The 19,053-nt window shown below is 60.3% G+C and carries 15 protein-coding genes; 5 read left to right on the forward strand and 10 right to left on the reverse strand.

The features are described from left to right. Nucleotide 1 precedes the first annotated feature (1 nt). The 4 genes from nirB to cysG are packed head-to-tail and all read left to right on the forward strand — an operon-like array spanning nucleotide 2 to nucleotide 6,771. Complete coding sequence (gene nirB, locus Q1A75_RS02990; RefSeq protein ID WP_299546809.1) at nucleotides 2–2,434, forward strand: nitrite reductase large subunit NirB; 2,433 nt, start codon at nucleotides 2–4, stop codon at nucleotides 2,432–2,434. After that, nucleotides 2,431–2,766, forward strand: coding sequence for a nitrite reductase small subunit NirD (gene nirD / locus Q1A75_RS02995; RefSeq protein WP_299546811.1), 336 nt, complete (start codon nucleotides 2,431–2,433; stop codon nucleotides 2,764–2,766). Before nirB ends, nirD begins: the two co-directional genes overlap by 4 nt. After that, entirely contained in the window at nucleotides 2,763–5,363 is a 2,601-nt protein-coding gene (locus Q1A75_RS03000; protein WP_299546814.1) for a nitrate reductase, read from the forward strand. Before nirD ends, Q1A75_RS03000 begins: the two co-directional genes overlap by 4 nt. A gap of 10 nt (nucleotides 5,364–5,373) precedes the next feature. Beyond that, the gene (cysG, locus tag Q1A75_RS03005) at nucleotides 5,374–6,771 is read left to right on the forward strand and encodes a siroheme synthase CysG (RefSeq protein WP_299546817.1); all 1,398 of its coding nucleotides are present in this window, start codon (nucleotides 5,374–5,376) and stop codon (nucleotides 6,769–6,771) included. A 62-nt stretch (nucleotides 6,772–6,833) separates the two neighbouring features. Here cysG and Q1A75_RS03010 read toward each other — a convergent pair whose 3' ends face one another. The 6 genes from Q1A75_RS03010 to Q1A75_RS03035 all read right to left on the reverse strand — a co-directional run bounded on the left by Q1A75_RS03010 (nucleotide 6,834) and on the right by Q1A75_RS03035 (nucleotide 13,342). Continuing rightward, entirely contained in the window at nucleotides 6,834–7,397 is a 564-nt protein-coding gene (locus Q1A75_RS03010) for a DUF2087 domain-containing protein (RefSeq protein ID WP_299546820.1), read from the reverse strand. A gap of 397 nt (nucleotides 7,398–7,794) precedes the next feature. Then, nucleotides 7,795–9,165 carry an MATE family efflux transporter gene (locus Q1A75_RS03015; RefSeq protein WP_299546823.1) on the reverse strand — a complete coding sequence of 457 codons (1,371 nt, stop codon included), beginning with the start codon at nucleotides 9,163–9,165 and terminating at the stop codon, nucleotides 7,795–7,797. Next, nucleotides 9,162–10,067: a 50S ribosomal protein L11 methyltransferase gene (locus tag Q1A75_RS03020; protein WP_299546826.1), complete on the reverse strand. Its 906-nt coding sequence runs from the start codon at nucleotides 10,065–10,067 to the stop codon at nucleotides 9,162–9,164. Before Q1A75_RS03020 ends, Q1A75_RS03015 begins: the two co-directional genes overlap by 4 nt. Next, nucleotides 10,064–11,380, reverse strand: coding sequence for an AMP-binding protein (locus Q1A75_RS03025; RefSeq protein WP_299546829.1), 1,317 nt, complete (start codon nucleotides 11,378–11,380; stop codon nucleotides 10,064–10,066). The genes Q1A75_RS03020 and Q1A75_RS03025 overlap by 4 nt, the downstream gene beginning before the upstream one ends. Next, nucleotides 11,374–12,777: a hypothetical protein gene (locus Q1A75_RS03030; RefSeq protein WP_299546832.1), complete on the reverse strand. Its 1,404-nt coding sequence runs from the start codon at nucleotides 12,775–12,777 to the stop codon at nucleotides 11,374–11,376. The genes Q1A75_RS03025 and Q1A75_RS03030 overlap by 7 nt, the downstream gene beginning before the upstream one ends. After that, nucleotides 12,770–13,342 carry a GNAT family N-acetyltransferase gene (locus tag Q1A75_RS03035; RefSeq protein WP_299546835.1) on the reverse strand — a complete coding sequence of 191 codons (573 nt, stop codon included), beginning with the start codon at nucleotides 13,340–13,342 and terminating at the stop codon, nucleotides 12,770–12,772. The genes Q1A75_RS03030 and Q1A75_RS03035 overlap by 8 nt, the downstream gene beginning before the upstream one ends. 165 nt (nucleotides 13,343–13,507) lie before the next feature. Here Q1A75_RS03035 and Q1A75_RS03040 point away from each other — a divergent pair, with 165 nt between their 5' ends. Then, complete coding sequence (locus Q1A75_RS03040) at nucleotides 13,508–14,404, forward strand: ArgP/LysG family DNA-binding transcriptional regulator (protein ID WP_299546837.1); 897 nt, start codon at nucleotides 13,508–13,510, stop codon at nucleotides 14,402–14,404. Nucleotides 14,405–14,419: 15 nt separating this feature from the next. Here Q1A75_RS03040 and Q1A75_RS03045 read toward each other — a convergent pair whose 3' ends face one another. The 4 genes from Q1A75_RS03045 to Q1A75_RS03060 are packed head-to-tail and all read right to left on the reverse strand — an operon-like array spanning nucleotide 14,420 to nucleotide 19,042. After that, a complete protein-coding gene (locus Q1A75_RS03045; protein WP_299546839.1) occupies nucleotides 14,420–15,931 on the reverse strand; it encodes a malonyl-CoA synthase in 1,512 nt (503 codons plus the stop codon). 11 nt (nucleotides 15,932–15,942) lie between these two features. Then, nucleotides 15,943–17,181, reverse strand: coding sequence for a malonyl-CoA decarboxylase (locus Q1A75_RS03050; RefSeq protein WP_299546841.1), 1,239 nt, complete (start codon nucleotides 17,179–17,181; stop codon nucleotides 15,943–15,945). Beyond that, nucleotides 17,178–18,494, reverse strand: a complete 1,317-nt coding sequence (locus Q1A75_RS03055) for a TRAP transporter large permease (protein ID WP_299546843.1) — start codon at nucleotides 18,492–18,494, stop codon at nucleotides 17,178–17,180. Before Q1A75_RS03055 ends, Q1A75_RS03050 begins: the two co-directional genes overlap by 4 nt. After that, nucleotides 18,494–19,042, reverse strand: coding sequence for a TRAP transporter small permease (locus Q1A75_RS03060; RefSeq protein ID WP_299546845.1), 549 nt, complete (start codon nucleotides 19,040–19,042; stop codon nucleotides 18,494–18,496). The genes Q1A75_RS03055 and Q1A75_RS03060 overlap by 1 nt, the downstream gene beginning before the upstream one ends. Between the last annotated feature and the right edge of the window lie 11 nt (nucleotides 19,043–19,053).

Raw genomic sequence — 19,053 nt, forward strand, 5'->3', positions numbered from 1 at the left:
GATGACCCAAGAAATCATCGTCATAGGTGCTGGCATGGCCTCGGGCCGTACGTTGGAGCACCTGTTTGACGCGGGCGCGGACGTGAATGTCACCCTGTTCAACGCCGAGCCGCGCGGGAACTACAACCGTATCATGCTGTCGCCTGTTCTAGCGGGCGACAAGACGTACGAGGAGATCGTGACGCACGATGCCGATTGGTACGAGGCCAACGGGGTGACCTGCCGCTTTGGCGAACGGGTGGCGTCGGTGGACCGTGCGGCCAAGACTGTCACGGCCGAGAACGGCGACGTGCTGCCCTATGACAAGCTGATATTCGGTACCGGCTCGAACCCCTTCATGATCCCCCTGCCCGGCCATGATCTGGACGGTGTGATTGCGTATCGCGATCTGGAAGACACCGAGTTGATGATGTCGATGGGGCCGCAGAACAAGGTGGTTGTCATTGGCGGCGGTCTGTTGGGGCTTGAAGCCGCAGCGGGCATGGCCGCACGCGGTGTGGAGGTGACGGTGGTGCACATTATGGGCCACCTGATGGAGCGTCAACTGGACGAGACGGCAGGGTATCTGCTGCGCAAAGCGTTGGTGGACAAGGGCATCACGGTGCTGTGTCAGGCGAACTCCAAAGAGATCCTTGGCCAAGACGGCAAGGTATGCGCGCTGCTCTTGGACGATGGGACAGAGTTGCCCTGTGACCTGCTGGTCATGGCGGTGGGTATCCGGCCCAACGTGGCTCTGGCGCAGGACGCTGGATTGGCCGTCGGCAAGGGCATTCATGTGGACGACCAGATGGTGACGTCTGATAAAGACATCCTCGCCGTTGGCGAATGTGTCGAACACAACGGCGCGATCTTTGGTCTTGTTGCCCCACTTTACGATCAGGCGAAGGTGGCGGCACAGACGATCCTTGGGGACGAAGCAGCATTTGTTCAAAAGGAGCTGAGCACGAAGCTGAAGGTCACCGGGTGTGATCTGTTCTCTGCCGGGGACTTTGCAGATGGCGAGGGACGCGAGGACATTGTGTTCCGAGACCCAGGGCGCGGCGTCTATCGAAGGCTTGTGATCGAGGACAATGTGGTTGTCGGCACCGTCATGTATGGCGACACCGCCGACAGCAATTGGTTCTTTGGCCTGATCCGCGACAAGACCGACATCGCCGACATGCGCGATACGGTCATATTCGGCCCTGCCTATCAGGGGGGTGCCCCCGTGGACCCTTTAGCAGCCGTTGCAGCCTTACCGCGTGATGCGGAAATCTGTGGCTGCAACGGCATTTGCAAAGGCACCATTGTGGACGCGATTGAGGGTGGGGCAACCGACCTGACCGCCGTGCGCGCTGTCACGAAGGCGTCCGGGTCCTGCGGGACCTGCACCGGGTTGGTGGAACAGGTTCTGGCTGTGACGCTGGGCGACGATTTCGTTCTGCCCGGTGCACAGCCGATTTGTGGTTGCACCGACATGACGCACGAAGACGTGCGGCGCATGATCAAGTCTCAGGAACTCAAGTCCATGGCCGCCGTCTGGCAGGAATGCGCGTGGAAGACGGTGGACGGATGCCATGTGTGCCGCCCCGCCCTGAACTACTACCTGATTGCCGATTGGCCGCTGGAATATCTGGACGACCCGCAAAGTCGTTTCATCAACGAACGCAAGCACGCGAACATCCAGAAGGATGGAACATTTTCAGTGGTGCCGCGCATGTGGGGTGGGATCACCACGCCGGATGAGCTGCGCGCGATTGCCGATGCCGCCGACAAATACGACGTGCCGACCGTGAAAGTAACGGGCGGGCAGCGCATCGACCTGTTGGGCGTGAAAGGTGAGGACCTGCCGAGCATCTGGGCCGATCTGAATGACGCCGGGATGGTGTCGGGACATGCCTATTCCAAAGGGCTGCGCACGGTCAAAACGTGCGTGGGCACCGATCACTGCCGCTTCGGGACGCAGGATTCGACGGGCCTTGGCATCAAACTGGAGAAGGCGCTGTGGGGGTCCTGGACCCCGCACAAGCTGAAGCTGGGTGTGTCGGGCTGCCCGCGCAACTGTGCGGAAGCGACCTGCAAGGACATCGGGATTGTCTGTGTCGACAGCGGCTTTCAGATCGGCATCGGCGGGGCAGCAGGCATGGATGTGCGCGAGGTCGAGCGGCTGATCGATGTCGAGACCGAAGAGGAAACCATCATCGCAATCAAGGCGATGACGCAGCTGTATCGTGAAAACGCCAAGTACCTCGACCGCATCTACAAATGGATGAACAAGGTGGGGCTGGAGTGGATACGCGAGCGTATTGCAGACCCAGCAGAGCGCGCCACTTTGGCCACGCGCTTCGATCTGTCCCAGACTGTGTACCAGAAAGACCCCTGGGCCGAGCATGCACAGAAAAAGGCAGCGATTTATCGGCCTGTTGCAAACCTGAGCCTGGAGGCAGCGGAATGACCGACTGGATTGACATTGCATCTATCGATGACATTCCGCAGCGTGGTGCCCGCGTGGTCAAGACGCGGGCAGGCTGTGTGGCTGTGTTTCGGACGGCAGCGGACGAGGTCTTTGCTCTCGACAACGCGTGCCCACACAAGCAGGGGCCGCTGGTCGAGGGGATCGTGCATGGCAGCGCCGTGACCTGCCCGCTGCACAACTGGGTGATCTCGCTTGAGACCGGGTTGGTGCAGGGCAATGATGAAGGTCAGGTTGCGACCTATCCAGCACGGGTCGAGGGTGGGCGCGTCCTGTTGGACACAACGTTCCTGCAAGCCCGGTCAGCGGCATGAGCACCTGCACCACCTGCCCATATTGTGGCGTAGGGTGCGGGATCATTGCATCGCCAGATGGCAGCATCAAGGGTGATCCGACGCATCCCGCAAACCTCGGGCAGCTGTGTTCCAAGGGCTCGGCCCTGGGAGAGACCATTGATCTTGAGGGACGTTTGCTGACGCCCATGGTCGATGGGGTCGAGACGGATTGGGACGAGGCGACCGCCCTGGTTGCACACAAGTTCTCTGAGGCCGTTCGGGATCATGGGCCGGACTCGGTCGCGTTTTATGTGTCGGGTCAATTGCTGACCGAGGACTACTACGTCGCTAACAAGCTGATGAAAGGGTTCATCGGGTCCGGGAATATCGATACGAATTCACGGCTGTGCATGGCGTCATCGGTGGCGGGCCACAAACGTGCCTTTGGTGCGGATACGGTTCCGGGGACCTATGAAGATCTGGAAGAGGCCGACCTGATCGTGCTGGTGGGCTCGAACCTAGCGTGGTGTCATCCGGTCCTGCATCAGCGCATTGCCGCCACGAAAGAAGCGCGGCCCGAAATGCGGATCGTCAATATTGATCCGCGCCGCACCGCGACCTCTCAGTTGGCTGATCTGCATCTGAGCATTGCGCCTGATGGCGATGTGGCCCTGTTCAATGGGCTCTTGGCGCATTTGAGTGCCTCCAGTCGTGTGAACCACGATTATGTCGACGCGCATGTATCTGGTTTCGGCGCTGCAGTGGCAGCGGCAGAGTGCACGGACCATGCTGCCAGCGGACTTTCGCCTGATGATCTGGCTGTGTTCTATTCGATGTGGGCGGGGACCGAGAAGGTCGTGACTGTCTATTCCCAAGGGGTGAACCAATCAGCCTGCGGGACGGACAAGGTCAATGCCATCCTGAACTGCTACCTTGCCACGGGCCGCATTGGCCGTCCGGGCATGGGACCGTTTTCGGTCACCGGCCAGCCCAACGCCATGGGAGGGCGCGAGGTGGGCGGGCTTGCCAACATGCTGGCCAACCATCTGGATATCGAAAATCCCGATCACCGCAACGCCGTACAGGAGTTCTGGTCTAGCCCCACAATGTGCACAGGGCCCGGGCTGAAAGCCGTTGATCTGTTTCAGGCCTGCGCCGATGGGCGCATCAAGGCCCTGTGGGTGATGTCGACCAACCCCGCCGTCAGCCTGCCCGATGCCCAAGGCATAGCCGACGCCATTGCCAACGTCCCCTTCACTGTTGTGTCTGACATCATGGCCCGCACAGATACGGGCGATCTGGCCGACGTATTGCTGCCCGCCGCCGCATGGGGTGAAAAAAGCGGAACCGTCACCAACTCGGAACGCCGCATTTCGCGTCAGCGACCATTCCTGCCCGTGCCGGGACAGGCGCGGCCTGATTGGCAAATCATCTGCGATGTGGCGCGGGCGATGGGCTGGGGGGCGGCTTTTGATCATGACTCGGCGGCTTCAATTTTCAGGGAATATGCTCTGCTGTCTGTCGCGACGCGCCAGTTCGGGCGGGACTTTGATATCAGTGGCCTCGCCAACCTGACGGATGCCGAATACGACGCGTTCGCACCCGTTCAATGGCCTGTGCCCGCAACGGGCAAGGGCCCGCGTCGCTTCTTTGCCGATGGGGGGTTCTTTCACCCGGACGGCAAGGCACGCATGTTGCCCTTGACCGCTCCGGCCCCTCATCAAGACGGTAGGTTCCACCTGAACACGGGCCGCAATCGCGATCAGTGGCACACGATGACACGCACGGGCAAGTCGCCCCGGCTGGGTGCACATCTGGCGGAACCCTATGTCGAAATTCACCCTGATGATGCCCAAAAGGTGGGGCTGGGTACTGCGGAGCTGTGCGTTCTGAGCGATGGGCACAACACGACCATCCTGCGTACTCTGCCCACGGATCGCGTTGCGCGCGGCACTCTCTTTGCCCCGATGCACTGGACACGGCAAATGTCAGCCAGCGGGCCGGTAAACGCCGTTGTTCAGGCCGGCACCGATCCGGTATCCGGCCAACCCGCCCTGAAGTTCGGCCGCGTGAGCGCACAGCGCTTTGCCGCCCGCTGGTACGGGTTTGCAACTTCTGCGACAGAGATGCATCTGCACGGCGACTATTGCGCAATCGCCCGGACCGAGACGGGATGGCAGGCCGAGCTAGCAGGCCTGACAGATCTCGAAGACCCGCAAACCATGCTGTCGCAGCTTGTCGGACCACTTGCCGGGTCCATCAGTGTGGTGAGTGACGGCGCGACCGGGATGCAGCGCGTGGCCCATCACAAGGATGGGCGCCTGACTGCCCTGCTGTTCCTTGCGCCTGAACCTGTACAACTCTCGCGCCCCCACGCTGTCGCAGCCATCGGGCAAGCAAGCCCCGCCGGGGCTGCCTTAGCCGGGCGTGCAGCGGGTTCCCAAGTGGATCCCGGCCCCACGGTCTGCGCCTGCATGAGCGTCGGTTTGAATGATCTGAAACGCGCCATCGCCGATGGTGCGACAAGTGTCGACGCGCTGGGGCAATGCACCGGCGCAGGTACGAACTGCGGCGCTTGCAAGCCCGAGCTTGCTGCCTTGCTGCCAGCCCATCCCACCGCCGTTGCAGCGGAATAGGAGGATTGCGATGAAAACCTTTCCCATGTTCCTGACCATGACAGGCCGACGGGTGGTCATCCTTGGTGGCGGCGAGCAGGCCACCCAGAAATGCCGCCTGATGCTCAAGACCGAAGCCGCGATTGAAGTCTTCGCCCCTGCTTTGGACGTCGAGCTGCAATCGCTGGTCGATACTGGCCGGATCACCCATCGGATGGACCGGATCACTGCGGATGCGCTGCGCGGTGCACCACTTGTATTTGTCGGCACAGGCTGCCCGGGCATCGACGCGGCACTGCACGCCGTCGCCACGGACGCAGGCGGGCTGGTGAACGTGGTGGACCAACCCGATCTGTGTGACGCGATCACACCCGCCATCGTGGATCGGGATCCGGTTGTGGTGGCCATAGGCACCGAAGGCACGGCACCGGTGCTGGCGCGACAGATCAAGACTGCGCTTGAACGCATGCTGGATCCGCGTTTGGGCGATATGGCTGCATTGGCCGGACGTTTGCGAGACTTTGCGGCCCAGCGTCTTGCACCCCGGCAACGGCGCGATCTGTGGCGCTGGGTTTTCAACGGCCCATTGCGGGCCCGGCATGCGCGTGAGGGGGATGCGCCTGTTGCCCGCGCAATCAAGGACGTCATTCGCACCGGCACAGTGCCCGCCGCCGCCCCTTCTCCGGTCGCGCTGGTTGGCGCAGGACCGGGTGCCACTGACCTGATCACGATGCGCGGTGTGCAGCGGTTGCAAGAGGCGGACATCATCTTTTACGACCGGCTGGTCGATCCGGGTGTGCTGGAATTGGCCCGCCGCGATGCCGAACGTGTGTTCGTGGGCAAGGAACCCGGTTGCCACGCCTGGCCACAGGACAAGATCAACGCGGTCATCGTCGCCGCCGCCAAGCGCGGTCAGCGCGTTGTGCGTCTGAAATGCGGTGATCCGGGTGTGTTTGCCCGCGGCGCGGAAGAGGCGGACGCCTTGCGTGCCGCAGAGCTTGAATGCGAGGTTGTACCGGGCGTGACTGCAGCCAGCGGAGCCGCCGCAGCCGTCGGTGGGTTCCTGACAGAGCGGGGCAAGAGCGACACGCTGGTTCTGACCACGGGCCGCTGTGCCGATGGCAATGGCACGCCGGATTGGGTCACGCATCTGACCCAGCGCAGCAATGTCGCCGTCTATATGGGCGTTGCAGCAGCCCCCAAGATCGCCGAATGCCTTCGGCGCGCAAACCTGCTGGATCAGGTGCAAGTGACGGCCGTGAGCAACGCCCAGCGCGCGGAGCAAAAAGTCTTGCACTGTGGCGGTCGGGATATGGTGTCTGAACTGACACGGGCAGGCATCGAAAGCCCGGCCATATTGTTTCTGTCACGTCCCGACGCCGTCGAAAGGGAACTCCGGATCCCCGCCCCCAGACTTGTGGCCGTGTGACGCTGCTTCAGATCGCCATGGACGCAAGAACTTCCAGTCACAGGACCAATGGCAGATCTTACCTATGCACGCTGCTTTCCGGCGCCAACGCGCGCCCTGCGGCGGGAACTCAGGGCGCGGACAAGTGCCTTGGCTTCGGCGGGCGGTTCCTGCTCAATCCTGCGGTAGTTCGTTCCATCCGGTTCTCGGCTCAGCAAGCCACATGAAACCATGGTTCGTCGCAGTGTCGCGGGGTCTTCAAACAGGTGTTCCTCTTTCAGATGCGCATTCACCGCGCGCTCGTCCCATGTCTGATTGGCAGGCAACGTGACCCACAACCCCCAAAGCGCCAGGGTCTGCGTGGCACGTTTGGACGGCCAACGAAGGAGCCGCCCCATATCATCGAATTGATGCAATGCGCGTTTGATCGCGCGGGCATCGATAGGCGTATTTTCGGATTGATTGTCCAGCCGCTTTGCCGCCGCGGACACCGCACGCAAATGCTGAACGTTCTGAAAGCCGGCAGACCGGGCGACCATGTTCATCAATGTCAGATGTTTGGGACTTTTGTCCCCCAGTTGTCGGGATAGCGCGCGTGTGAATGTGGTCACATCGTCCACACGCAATGGGACAGGTGTTTTGGTCATCATGCATCCAAGTCGGGCGTTTGCTCACTCGTCGGTCGCTGGCTTAACGAAACACGCCCTACTTCATGCGATTTCGTTTGGTTTATTGGCAGGTTTAGCACTCAGGTAAGAGCAGCGACGCCTCGGTGTCTGCCGACCGTGGGTGAGAGCTATCAAATGCCCGCGATTTTGCCAAGCCATGCCTGTCCTGCATTTGCAGGTGCTTCTTTGACGATGTGAACAGCTGGCGGATCTGGGATGCTGCAAACCGACCGCACACCAACGATGCTCCCATCATAGCCATTGCTCACGAGGTCAGGTTCAACTCGCGCGCATCCTTCCACACGACGTTCAAGCGCGTTTGGCGCGCGCCCGCCATAACATCAGGCCAAGGCGTCGGGGACACCTCAATCCCGATCTAGGGCACCACCGCCGCGTCCTTGTTCACATCCCAAAACCGCAGTCGGAACAGGACCGTCGTAACCGCCAAACCCGCGGCAGCCGCAGCACAGATTGTGCCCCAAAGCAGCAACAGATTACCCGGTGCATGAACGTGCAGGATGAACAGTAATGGGAACTCGATAACACCGTAGCTGACCAGCCCCGCGGCAAGGATGGGCCAGGTCACGCCGGATCCCTCGAACACGCCGTTCAACGCATAGGTAACCATGAAAAGGCAGTTCGTCAGCAACATGACGCGGATGTAAAGCGCGGCGGTCTCCGCGGTTTCCGGTGTCTTGGTAAAGGTGGACAGCACAGCCGCCAGCCAAAGGGGGGCGCTGGCCCAGATCAACAACCCAAGCACCAATAGGCCAAGGCACAGCTTTTGTGTGCCGCTGCGGATCGCCTCGGCAGCGGCCTGCGACGTTCCGGCAGCGCCCAGGACCCGACCCGCACCGATGCCCACGCCGACCGTGATGCCAAGGTTGATAATGAACACAAAGCCAAAGATACGCGCACCGATGCCAAAGCCATCGCTGACAGCGACAGGATAATCCAGCACGAGGTTTGCAAGCACGAGGTTTTCTAAACTGTAGACCACCATCATGGCGCCGATGGGCAAACCGATCAGGACAAGTTTGCGATAAAGGGCAGGCTGCCAGGCAAGGGCAGCGCGGCGCAAGACATCCAGGGCCGGGCGCTGTTTCACAAGCACGGCCAATGATAGGGCCAACGCCAAGACTTGCGACAGGATCGTCGCCCATGCGGCTCCGGCAATCCCAAAACCCTGCATGTCACCATAGCCAAGCACCAAGAGCGGCGTAGCGACCGCATTGACTGCAAGGATCATGACCGAAATCGCGGCCGCCGTAACCTCCAGCCCCACGGTCCGCAGCACGGTCATGATGGTCGAATAAACGGGTACCAGAATGAGGGAGGGCCAGATCACCCAAGCATAGTCCAGCGTCAGTTGTCGCAGGGCACCGTCCAGGCCTTGCCACCAGACGGTGGTCGCAAGCACAGCACCGAACAGGGCAACCATGGCAATGCCAAGAACGAATTTCACGACCAGACAATTCAGGATCAAGGCACCGGTCTCGACGTCATCGCCCCGTCCCACCGATTGCGAGAACAGAGAAACGGTGCTGACGCCAACAATCTCGTTCAGCGCCAGAACAGCAAACAGGATGACAGAGACCAGCGTGATCGCCGTCGGGGCCGCAGCGCCCAATTGCGCAACCCAGAACATGTCGATCAGCTGAAAAGAATAGTCGACCGCGTAGCTGATCGCCGCAAAGAAGGAAATACGCCTGACCATGTGCAGGTAATTGGGGTGATCCGCGGTCATGCTGTCACCCTTTCCGGGGCGGCGCTGTCACACAGGAAACCAACCCGCCCATCGCCGGTCATCTGGAAACGATAGCGCTGGCCCGCCCGCACCGGGATTGGTGTCTCAAGCGGGTGATAGGCCGGAGGCCACAGGCTGCCCTCGCGCCGATTACACAGCAGCACCTGGCCATAATGCGCTTCGAACCATGTCAGAAGGCCGTCGCAGGGGCCGTCCCGGGTGGCGACCACGTCAATGATGCGATCTTCGAGACAGTCGCGGCTGGTGAAGTCGTAGCGGCGGCACAGGACCCGCGGCGACAATTGTTGCGCCGCGCTTTCATTGACCACCGGGACATATCCGCGCCCATTCATCCGGTTCAGGCAGGACAGATCGAACCCGCACGAGGTGTCAAACCGGCAGGTTGCACGCGACGCAGGATCATGCACCATCACTCCGCTTTGAAACACGGCTTCGGGCAGAACCCGTGTCATGGGCCCACGCAAGGCCGCGATGTCATCAAACAGCTCCAACCCACCTTCGTTGAACACGCCGCAGTCCAGCGCATCGGCAAAAAGGATATCCGCACCTTCCGGCAGATCGCCATCAACCTGGGCTTGCGCCACAGGCTTGCTGATCACCGTAATTACGCCCTCAAAACCGTTGCTGCGGATCAGCTGGCGGGCATAGCGCACAGCCTGCGGATCTAAGATCAGGGTAAAGACCCGCATGGCGCCGTATTTGGCAAAACGCATGGCGTTGACGCCAACCCCGCCCCGTAGATCGATCACCGTCTTGGCCAACAGGTCCAAAGAGGCAATGCAGCTTTCAAGGGCGTGGTCGCGCACCGGATCGCGCAGGTCCGCGATGGCGGGCATCTCTCTAGCCAGGAGCGCGGGAATGGTCAGAACGGGCGCATTCATGTGTGATGTCCTTTCAGGCTGGCGTCGTCGCGGATGTCCACAACAGCGCGCGGTTTCTGCTTGGACCCGGTCAGGTGCGTCGGCAGCGCACCAGACACTTGGAGGTCGACAATGCGACCACGCGCGTACAGTGATCCAAGACATGGGTCCCGGAGCAGCGTGTCGCGGGCAGATCGCGCCCGGTCCGGGTCAGCAAAGGCACAGGCGTGAGCCGTCAACACATCACCTCCGCCCGCATCCCGGGACACGACGAATTGCACCAACTCACCATTGGGCACCATCCGCGCGCCCAGATCACCGAGAGCCCGGGCTGATGTCTTTTCCCCGCCAATCTTCAGTAAACGCGCAGCCCGACCCAGCAACCTGATCCGGCGCGAGGTGCGCCCGCAATCACAGCGCTCTGCATGGCTGGTCCAAGCGGCGCGGTCGCCTGTTTTCATGCGGATCACGGGCATTTCACGCCGATAGAGATTGGTGACAACCATCTCTCCCTCCGCGGCGGCTTGCCCGCTTTCATCAAGCAACTCGACCAGTTGCAATTCTTCGTGCAGGTGGAATTCGCCGTCCGCGCAATGGGTACATTGATACCCGATTGTGCCCGCATCAGCGGTCTGGAACGTCCCCCGCACTTTCAGTTCGGGACCAAAAAGCCGCTGCAGTCTTGCGCGCACGGGGGCAGGCAGAGGCTCTCCCCCGGTGACAACCAGACGCAAGGCCGGGACGGTCTCTGGCGCTGTCTCCCAATGATCGAGATAACCCAACAACTCCGACGGCATCGCCAGAAGGGCGTCCACGTTCAGCTCCTGAAACAGTGCGACATTGGCGGTGATGTCCAGACGATCGACAAGGGGCACAATTGTGCAGCCCGTCATGTCGAGGGCAGCAATCACCGCAAATTCCGAAGCAAAGCGTCCGACTTCTCCAAAGGTGGCGAGCGTATGGTCGGACCCAACGCCACAGGCGGCATAGCCCTTGCCGTGGATCCGGGCGTTGTTGATGATTTCCTGGTACGAGGTCACAAGCCGCCGTTCGGTCCCGGAACTGCCACTGGTTGAGAACACGATGCACGCGCCGGGGTCGCGGCTGGGACGGTTGGCGTAGGGACCAATGCCGCAAATGGCGCCGCTGTGATCCTCGGACTCCCCCGGTGTGATGTTGTGCAGGGCAAGCGGACCGGTGATCCTCTCTGCGACAAGAGGGTGACCGCCACATTCAGCCAACAGGCGGGCCAAAGCAGTTTCCTGATACCGCTCCCGCTCGGCCCGGGGCAGCATGTCACAATCCACCGGATTTGCATAGACCCGGTTCAGCATGAGACGGCCTCCACCTTCGCCTCTTGCTGCACGACAAGTACCGGAACCTCGCACCCGCCATTGCCCACGTTGAACACCTTGTTCACGTGGGCGCGGCTGACACAGCCCGCAAAGCTGTCTCCAAAAAAGAACCAGTCGGCACCAAAGAACTCCTCGCCCGCGTTTCCGGACCGGGCACGACGGGGTGTGGCCACAGCGCGCTGAATGACACCGTTGCGCGGGGCATAGTCCGCAAGCAAAGCGGCCCAATCGTCGGCCCCATGCGCATCCCCCAACTCAACACCGATCCCACGCGTGGTGGCATCTTCCTTGAGCACCCAGGCCGCGCGATCAGCAACAGCCTTGGCCCGAAGCGCCGGCGCCAAATCCCGCACCCGGCGGGTGGACAGAACACAGGTCTCCACGGCCGCCCGTTCCTCCACGGTGAGACCGGCATGGGCGGCAATGGCCGGATCACTGAGCGCCGCGAACATGCTCTTGGCCTCGCCGATATACATCGCGCCAAAGCTGTTCAGAAACGTGCAGTGTTTCGAATGGCTGGCCGCGCGCCACGCGGTGGTATCCGGGTCTTGGGGGTCAATTTCCAGCGGATCAAGCTTGTTGTAGATCAGGTCGACCCGCCGCCCGTTCAGGTGAATCTCGTCCCCGACTTGCTCAAGCGCGCGAATATCGGCGGTACTGATGGTGAGGGCGCCCTGCCCCGCCGCGCGGTCAATCGCAGCACGACGTACCAAACTGTCCAACTCGTTGGTATACGTGCCATCATAGTTGCAGATCACGGCATGACGGTCGCCATCCGGTGCCTTGATCACGCCCTCCAGAAACCGGACAAACCCCGAGGCATCGTCGATGGCACGCTCCACGATTGGCACAGCTTCAGTCAGGCCAGCACCAAGATCGCTGTCCTGCCAGGCCGCGCGCAGATAAGCGCAATGAATGACCCCACCTGGGCAGGCCGCATTTGGTTCCATCGCCTGCCATCCTGTTTCACGGTCAAACGCCGTGTCGAAACGCATCAACATGACATCGGGCAGCCGACGCTCCTCCGCGGCGATCAGGTCGAACCACTTGCTGTATCCACCAAAAAAGCGGGTCAGCACCGTATCGGCGTTGCTGCGGATATCAGCGCGGGTCCTGACAATGATCCGGTTGATGCCTGCGCGCACCAGCCGCAGGTTTTGCGCCGTGGCTGCCACCTGTCCTTCGTCCATCACAAGTGGGCGCAGCGACATAGGCAGCGCACGGCCTTCAAAGTCGATGCCACGGTCAGCCATATAGGCCCGGATTGACTTTTCTGTTCGGTCCAGAACGTCGCGCGATGTTTCGTGGACCAAGCGCGCCTGAACGGCATGCTCCAAAGCGGCAAAGCAATTGTCGGTTTCAATACGATCAAACATGGCAAACTCCTTGAAATGGGCTGGTCACACTTAGCGGCAGTTGTTCGGACGCAAGCGTCTTGAGGCCGCTCAGCTTGCCTGTGTCCGCACGCAGGCTGCGCAAAGGGTGGCGGGCCTGCACGTCGGGGCGCATGTCGTAACCATGGCGCTGATAGAGCCGGATCGCCCGCACCTGATGCGCCGACGTCGTAAGCGAGAGACGCTGCGCGCCCAATGCGCGAGCCTTCTCCTCGGCACGGGCCAGCATCCATTGGGCCAGACCTGTGCCTTGAACACGCGGGGTCACGTACAGCCTGCGAAGCTGCATCGTGGTGCGGGTTTCCGGCTCAAGCCCAAACATGCCCACCACGTCGCTGCCTTGTTCCACCATCCAGATGCGTCCGCCGCGCTCTGCGAAACTGTCACCCAAGCGGTCAATCTCGCCCGATCGGGCGCGGCGCATATAGGTATCAAAATGCGCCGCCGTATCGGCGCTGCGGTAATCGGCATTTCCAGCTTCAAACAGGGCAATCGCGTGATCGCGATCCGTGTCCCGATAGGCACGTATTTGGCGGTCAAAACTCATAATCTATCCTCCACACTCCCCGCAAATCAGCGGGACACCTCAAGGTTGTGTGAAAGAGAGTGATTAGAAAAGCTCAGTTTCCTAAGGCAACCTTAGCAAAACTTGATTTGGACACAGGCACACGCTACCATGGCGGGAAATTTCCGGGTGTCGGGGCATGTTTTCATGTTTGATTACAAACTGCTGAATGCCCTCTGGGCAGTTGTCCGCGAAGGCAGCTTCGAAGGGGCGGCCGTACGGCTCAGCATCACGGCTTCCGCGGTATCCCAGCGGGTAAAACTGTTGGAAAGCCGCGTCGGCCAGGTCCTTGTGGTCCGTTCCAAGCCCTGTGAGGCGACGCCGATGGGGTACCGTCTCTTTGCGCATATGGAACAGGTCAAGCTGCTTGAACAGGATGTGAAATCGGACTTTCAAACATCAGGACTTGTTGTGGGCCGTGCACCCGTGGTGCTGCGCGTGGGGGTCAGCGGCGACAGTATGAACACTTGGTTCAATCGGGTGATTGCGGAATTCTGCACAGATGAAGAGGTCCTAATCCACATCCTGCGTGACGACCGCGAATATACGACAGAGGCCTTGAAACGTGGCGAAGCAATCGCCACCGTCACACCGCGCGACCGCATGCTGGATGGATTGAAATCACTGCCGTTGGGCCGCTTGGAGTACAGCGCTGTCGTCAGCCCGGGCTTTCATGCAGATGCTTTTCCGGAAGGTGTGACGCTTGCCAGCCTATCCGCTGTGCGGGGCATTGCCTTTGATGAAAAGGACAGCTTGCCAGACCTCTGGATCAAGCACGTATTCGGGGGCCCAACGACAATTGCGACCCACCGGGTGCCGTCATTTGCCGGCTATATCAACGCCTGTCGTGCCGGGATTGGTTGGGGCATAGCACCCAGCCTGTCAGTCCAAGGCGACATTGCTGCTGGCCGCCTCGTGGAACTGTTTCCAGAGGATCAGATGGCAACCGAACTGGTCTGGCAATACAGCGCGATCTCTTCCGACATCCTCAAGCGTCTGACACGAAAGGTGCAGCAGGTCGCACGGGAAATTCTGGTACGCTAGGTGCGCTTCGGACGATTACGCGAAAGTCGTCGCGAACTGATCCCGCAGCGCTTTCTTCTGCACCTTACCCATCGTATTGCGCGGAAGTTCGGGCAGCAGCACCAGTTTCTGCGGCTGCTTGAACCGCGCAAGCGACGTTCCAATTGCGGTCGAAATGGCGTCAAGATCGGGCTGCTGGTCCGGCATGGCCACCAGGACGCCGACAACGCTTTCTCCGAAATCGGGATGCGGCACGCCGATGACCGCGCTTTCAAGAACGCCGTCCTGTTCATCCAGCAGCAATTCAATCTCCTTAGGGTAGATGTTGTACCCGCCCGAGATGATCAGATCCTTGTTTCGGCCCACGATGGTGACATAGCCATCTGCATCCACAACGCCCAGATCACCGGTGATAAAGAACCCGTCCGCCCGCAGTTCCTCCGCGGTCTTTTCCGGCATCTGCCAATAGCCCTGGAACACGTTTGGGCCTCGCACCTCGATCTCTCCGATCTGTCCTGGCGGAAGGGGTGCGCCGGTTTTCGGGTCGGTAATCTTCAGTTCCACCCCCGGCAACGGGAGACCAACAGTCCCCGCACGCCGCTCCCCGTCATAGGGGTTCGAGGTGTTCATGTTGGTTTCGGTCATGCCGTAGCGTTCAAGGATGCGATGCCCAGTGCGCGCTTTGAACTGAACGTGGGTCTCTGCCAGAAGCGGGGCACTGCCCGATACAAAAAGGCGCATATGCGCCGTGAGCGCCTTGGTGAAACGCGCATCCCCGAGAAGGCGAGTATAAAACGTGGGGACCCCCATCATGGTTGTCGCGCCCGGCAAATGCGCGATCATCTGGTCCAGATCGAACTTGGGTAAAAAGATCATCCGCCCGCCCGACAACAACGTCACATTGGTTGCAACAAATAGTCCATGCGTATGGAAGATCGGCAAGGCATGCAGCAGCACATCTTGGGACGTGAAACACCATTCCTGCTTCAAGGTCTGCGCGTTGGACAACAGGTTGGCCTGGCTCAGCATCGCCCCTTTTGAACGCCCCGTTGTTCCCGATGTGTAGAGGAAGGCAGCCAGGTCGTCCTTGTCGCGATGCACCGTCTCGAACGTCGTTGGAAAGCGTGCCGCCTTGTCGGCAAACGATCCCGAGCCATCGGCATTCAGGGTGTCCAGACGGGCGCTGCACCGGTCTGCGATGGCAGCCAATTCGACCCGCTTACTGTCATCGCCCAGCACGCACCCCGCGCCACTATTTTCAATAAAATAGGCAACTTCGTCCGGCGTGTAGGCCGTATTGAGCGGCAGAAAAACCAACCCGGCTTGCGCACATGCCGCATACACGGCCAACGCTTCGGTGGACTTGGCGATTTGGACGGCAACGCGATCCCCCGGCGCAAGCCCCATATCCGTCAACAAACCAGCATATTGGGCCGCCGTTTCTAGGAAGGACCGGTACGTGACCGCGTCACCGCCAGGCAGTTGCAGGAACACGGCATCACTCTGAAGATGCTGACCAAACAGCGTATCGTAAAGAGGATTGGGCATCAGGCTTGTTCCTATTTTGCTGCAGCGACCAGTGCGCTCAAGGCATGCACCTCCGGCGATGCCGCGACAGTTTTTTCCGTGACGAATTGCTCGTGGTTCGTTGTGATCCGGGAAAGATCATACATGTAGTTGACCATCGCACCGTATGATTGGCGCATCCCGTTTTCGGACAAATCGGCGTCCGCGTGAACTGCATGGACGGATGCCCCGTTTCCCAGGTGGAACCGTGCCACCGGGTCGACAGGCAGGCGATCCTCGCGCTTTGCATCCAGCAGGTAGTAAGCCGCCTGCGCTTGCCGCGAGGCATTCTTAAGCGCGGGGTGGTCCGCCTGGTCCAACCATTTTGACAGGCCCGGGATCGGCGACAGTGTCACGAAGGTCTCGATCAAGGACAGGTCACGCGACAGGTCCGCTGCCACCTGCTTGATCAATGAATTGCCAAAGGAAATGCCCGCCAACCCGGCCTGGCAGTTCGAGATGGAGTAGAAAACCGCCGTATCCGCCTCTTCTGCCTCGATGGGATCACGCCCGTCGGCCAGCAAGCTCTGGATGGAATTCGGGATGCCTCTGGTCAACGCAACCTCGACAAAGATCAGCGGCTCATCCGGCATCGCGGGATGGAAAAAGCCAAAGCATCGGCGGTCCGACGGCTGCAGACGGCGACGCAGATCATCCCAGCTGTCGATTGCGTGGACTGCTTCGTATGCGATGATCTTTTCAAGTATCTCGGCCGGGCTGGACCAGTTTATGGGGCGCAGCACAAGGAAACCACGATTGAACCACGACGCGAACAGATGTTGGAAATCCACATCCAGCGGACCAAGCATTCGATCCGTCCGTATCATGCGTAAAAGGTCCTTCCGCATGGATACAAGGTGCGCCGTCCCCCCCGGCACCTGATTGAGCCGTCGCAACAATTCCTGCCGTCTGGGTTCGCTGGCACGCGCATACTCACGATAACTGCGTTTCGATGGCGCCTCTTTATAAGCTTTCAGGCATTCCACAACCTCTACAGGGTCAATCTCGAGGTCCTGCAGCATAAACGCGAAGAACCCCCGCTTTTCAGCGTCATCAGCACCGGCGTATTGATCCAGGATCAAACGCGCCAAGGTGCTTCCCGACACTTCCCCGCGGGCGCCCAACAGGTCCAGCGCCAGCTCGGTCATCGTGCGCCCTTCCGCGTCCAAAGATACGGCACGCTCGTACCGCCGATCAAAGAGTGTCGAAAGAAGCCCCGCGAAATAGCTCATATCGCCGTGCCCATCACCGCATTCGGAAGCCAGGTTGCCAAGCCCGGGAAAATGCAAAGCAGAATGATCGCAATCACCATACACGCGACAAAGGGCAAGGAACCAGTCAGAATGGTTTTCAAGGAAATGTCCGGCGCGATCCCGTTGATGACATAGAGGTTCAGACCAACAGGGGGTGATATCAGGCCGATCTCCATGTTGATCGTTAGCACCACGGCAAACCAGATGGGATCAAAGCCCGCAGCAGTAATGATGGGCAGCAGGATGGGCGCCGCCATCAGGATCACCGCAACGGGCGGCAGGAAAAAGCCTGCGATCAACAGGAACACATTGACCGCCGCCATCAGGACCCATGGGTTCACATCCAGCGTGCCGATCCATGCCGCGATGGATTGCGTGATGAACAGGCTGGACAGCATGTAGGAAAAGACACCCGCCGCCGCGATGATGAACAGGATCATCACGCTTTCCTTGGTACTGTCGCGCAACACCACCCAAAGGTCCTTGGGGTTCCACAGCTTGTAGATCACCATCGCAATCAGCAGACACAAAAGCGCCCCAACAGCCGCCGTCTCTGACGGTGTCGCAACACCGCCATACATGGCATAAAGCACGCCGATGATGATGAAGATAAAGGGCAGGACACGCGGCAGAATTTCCAGCCTTTGCCGCCACGTATAATCACCCTGCGCCAACAGCGCCCGGTCTCCGGATCGCCATGTGGAATACAGCGACCACACCATGAACAGACCCACCAGCATGAGACCGGGGATCACGCCAGCCAGAAACAGGCGGCCAATGGATTGCTCGGTGGCGATGCCGTAGACGATCATCGTGACAGAGGGCGGGATCAGAATACCCAAAGTGCCGCCCGCCGCGATGGACCCGGCCGCCACCCCATCGGGATAGCCGCGTTTGCGCATCTCGGGGATGCCCATCTTACCAATGGCGGCACAGGTTGCAGGGCTTGATCCGGACATCGCGGCAAAAAGCGCACAGGCACCAAGATTCGATATCACAAGACCACCGGGCACCCGCGTCAGCCAGCGTTCCAACGCCTCATAAAGGTCCGCCCCCGCGCGGGTCGATGCAATTGATGATCCCATGATTATGAACATCGGGATCGACAGAAGCGCAAAATTGTCGAGCTTGCCAAACAGGATTTCCGGCAGCAACTCAAGCGAGCGCATGCCGTCAAAGATCATGATGAAACCTGTCGATACGATCAGCAGCCCAAGGGCCACCGACACGCCGGAAAACAGGACAAGGATAGTGCAGACAGCAACAAGCGCGCCCAGCGTCAGCGGATCCATTACACGTCCTCCAGGCCGAACGGCTGTTCGATTTTGAGAAGGATCGCGACCATGTCGGCGACCAGTTGCAGCAGGAACAGTGCAAAACCTACCGGTAAGGCAAGATACGGAATCCAAAGCCGCACACCCCAGACCGTGTCCGACTTCCAGTTCCGTTCCCATGTCAGGTGCCAGAATTCATAACTGTACCACAGCATGATCGCGACCATGACGATGGACAGGGACAGCGTGAACATCGCAAGAACGAAGCATGCGCGCTTGCTCAGAGCCAGTGGGATGAGGTCCACATTCACGTGCCCCCGCAGGCGCTGAACATATGGCAATCCAATCAGCGTGGCAGCGATGGCCAGATAGATCACCGCCTCGGTCTGCCACACCGTCGACCCGTTCAACACGAAACGGATGAAAATCATTTGGCAGGTGATCGCGACAGCCGCGACAATCATCGCAGCCGAGCACCAGCCCGCAAGTGTAGAGAGTGCAGCCACGACGCGCAGAAACGGGTTGTTTCCGGTTCGCGCAACCGCAGCGGAACTATGACCCGCCATGACGATGTCCT

Source organism: uncultured Tateyamaria sp. (assembly GCF_947504105.1).
Lineage (GTDB): Bacteria > Pseudomonadota > Alphaproteobacteria > Rhodobacterales > Rhodobacteraceae > Tateyamaria.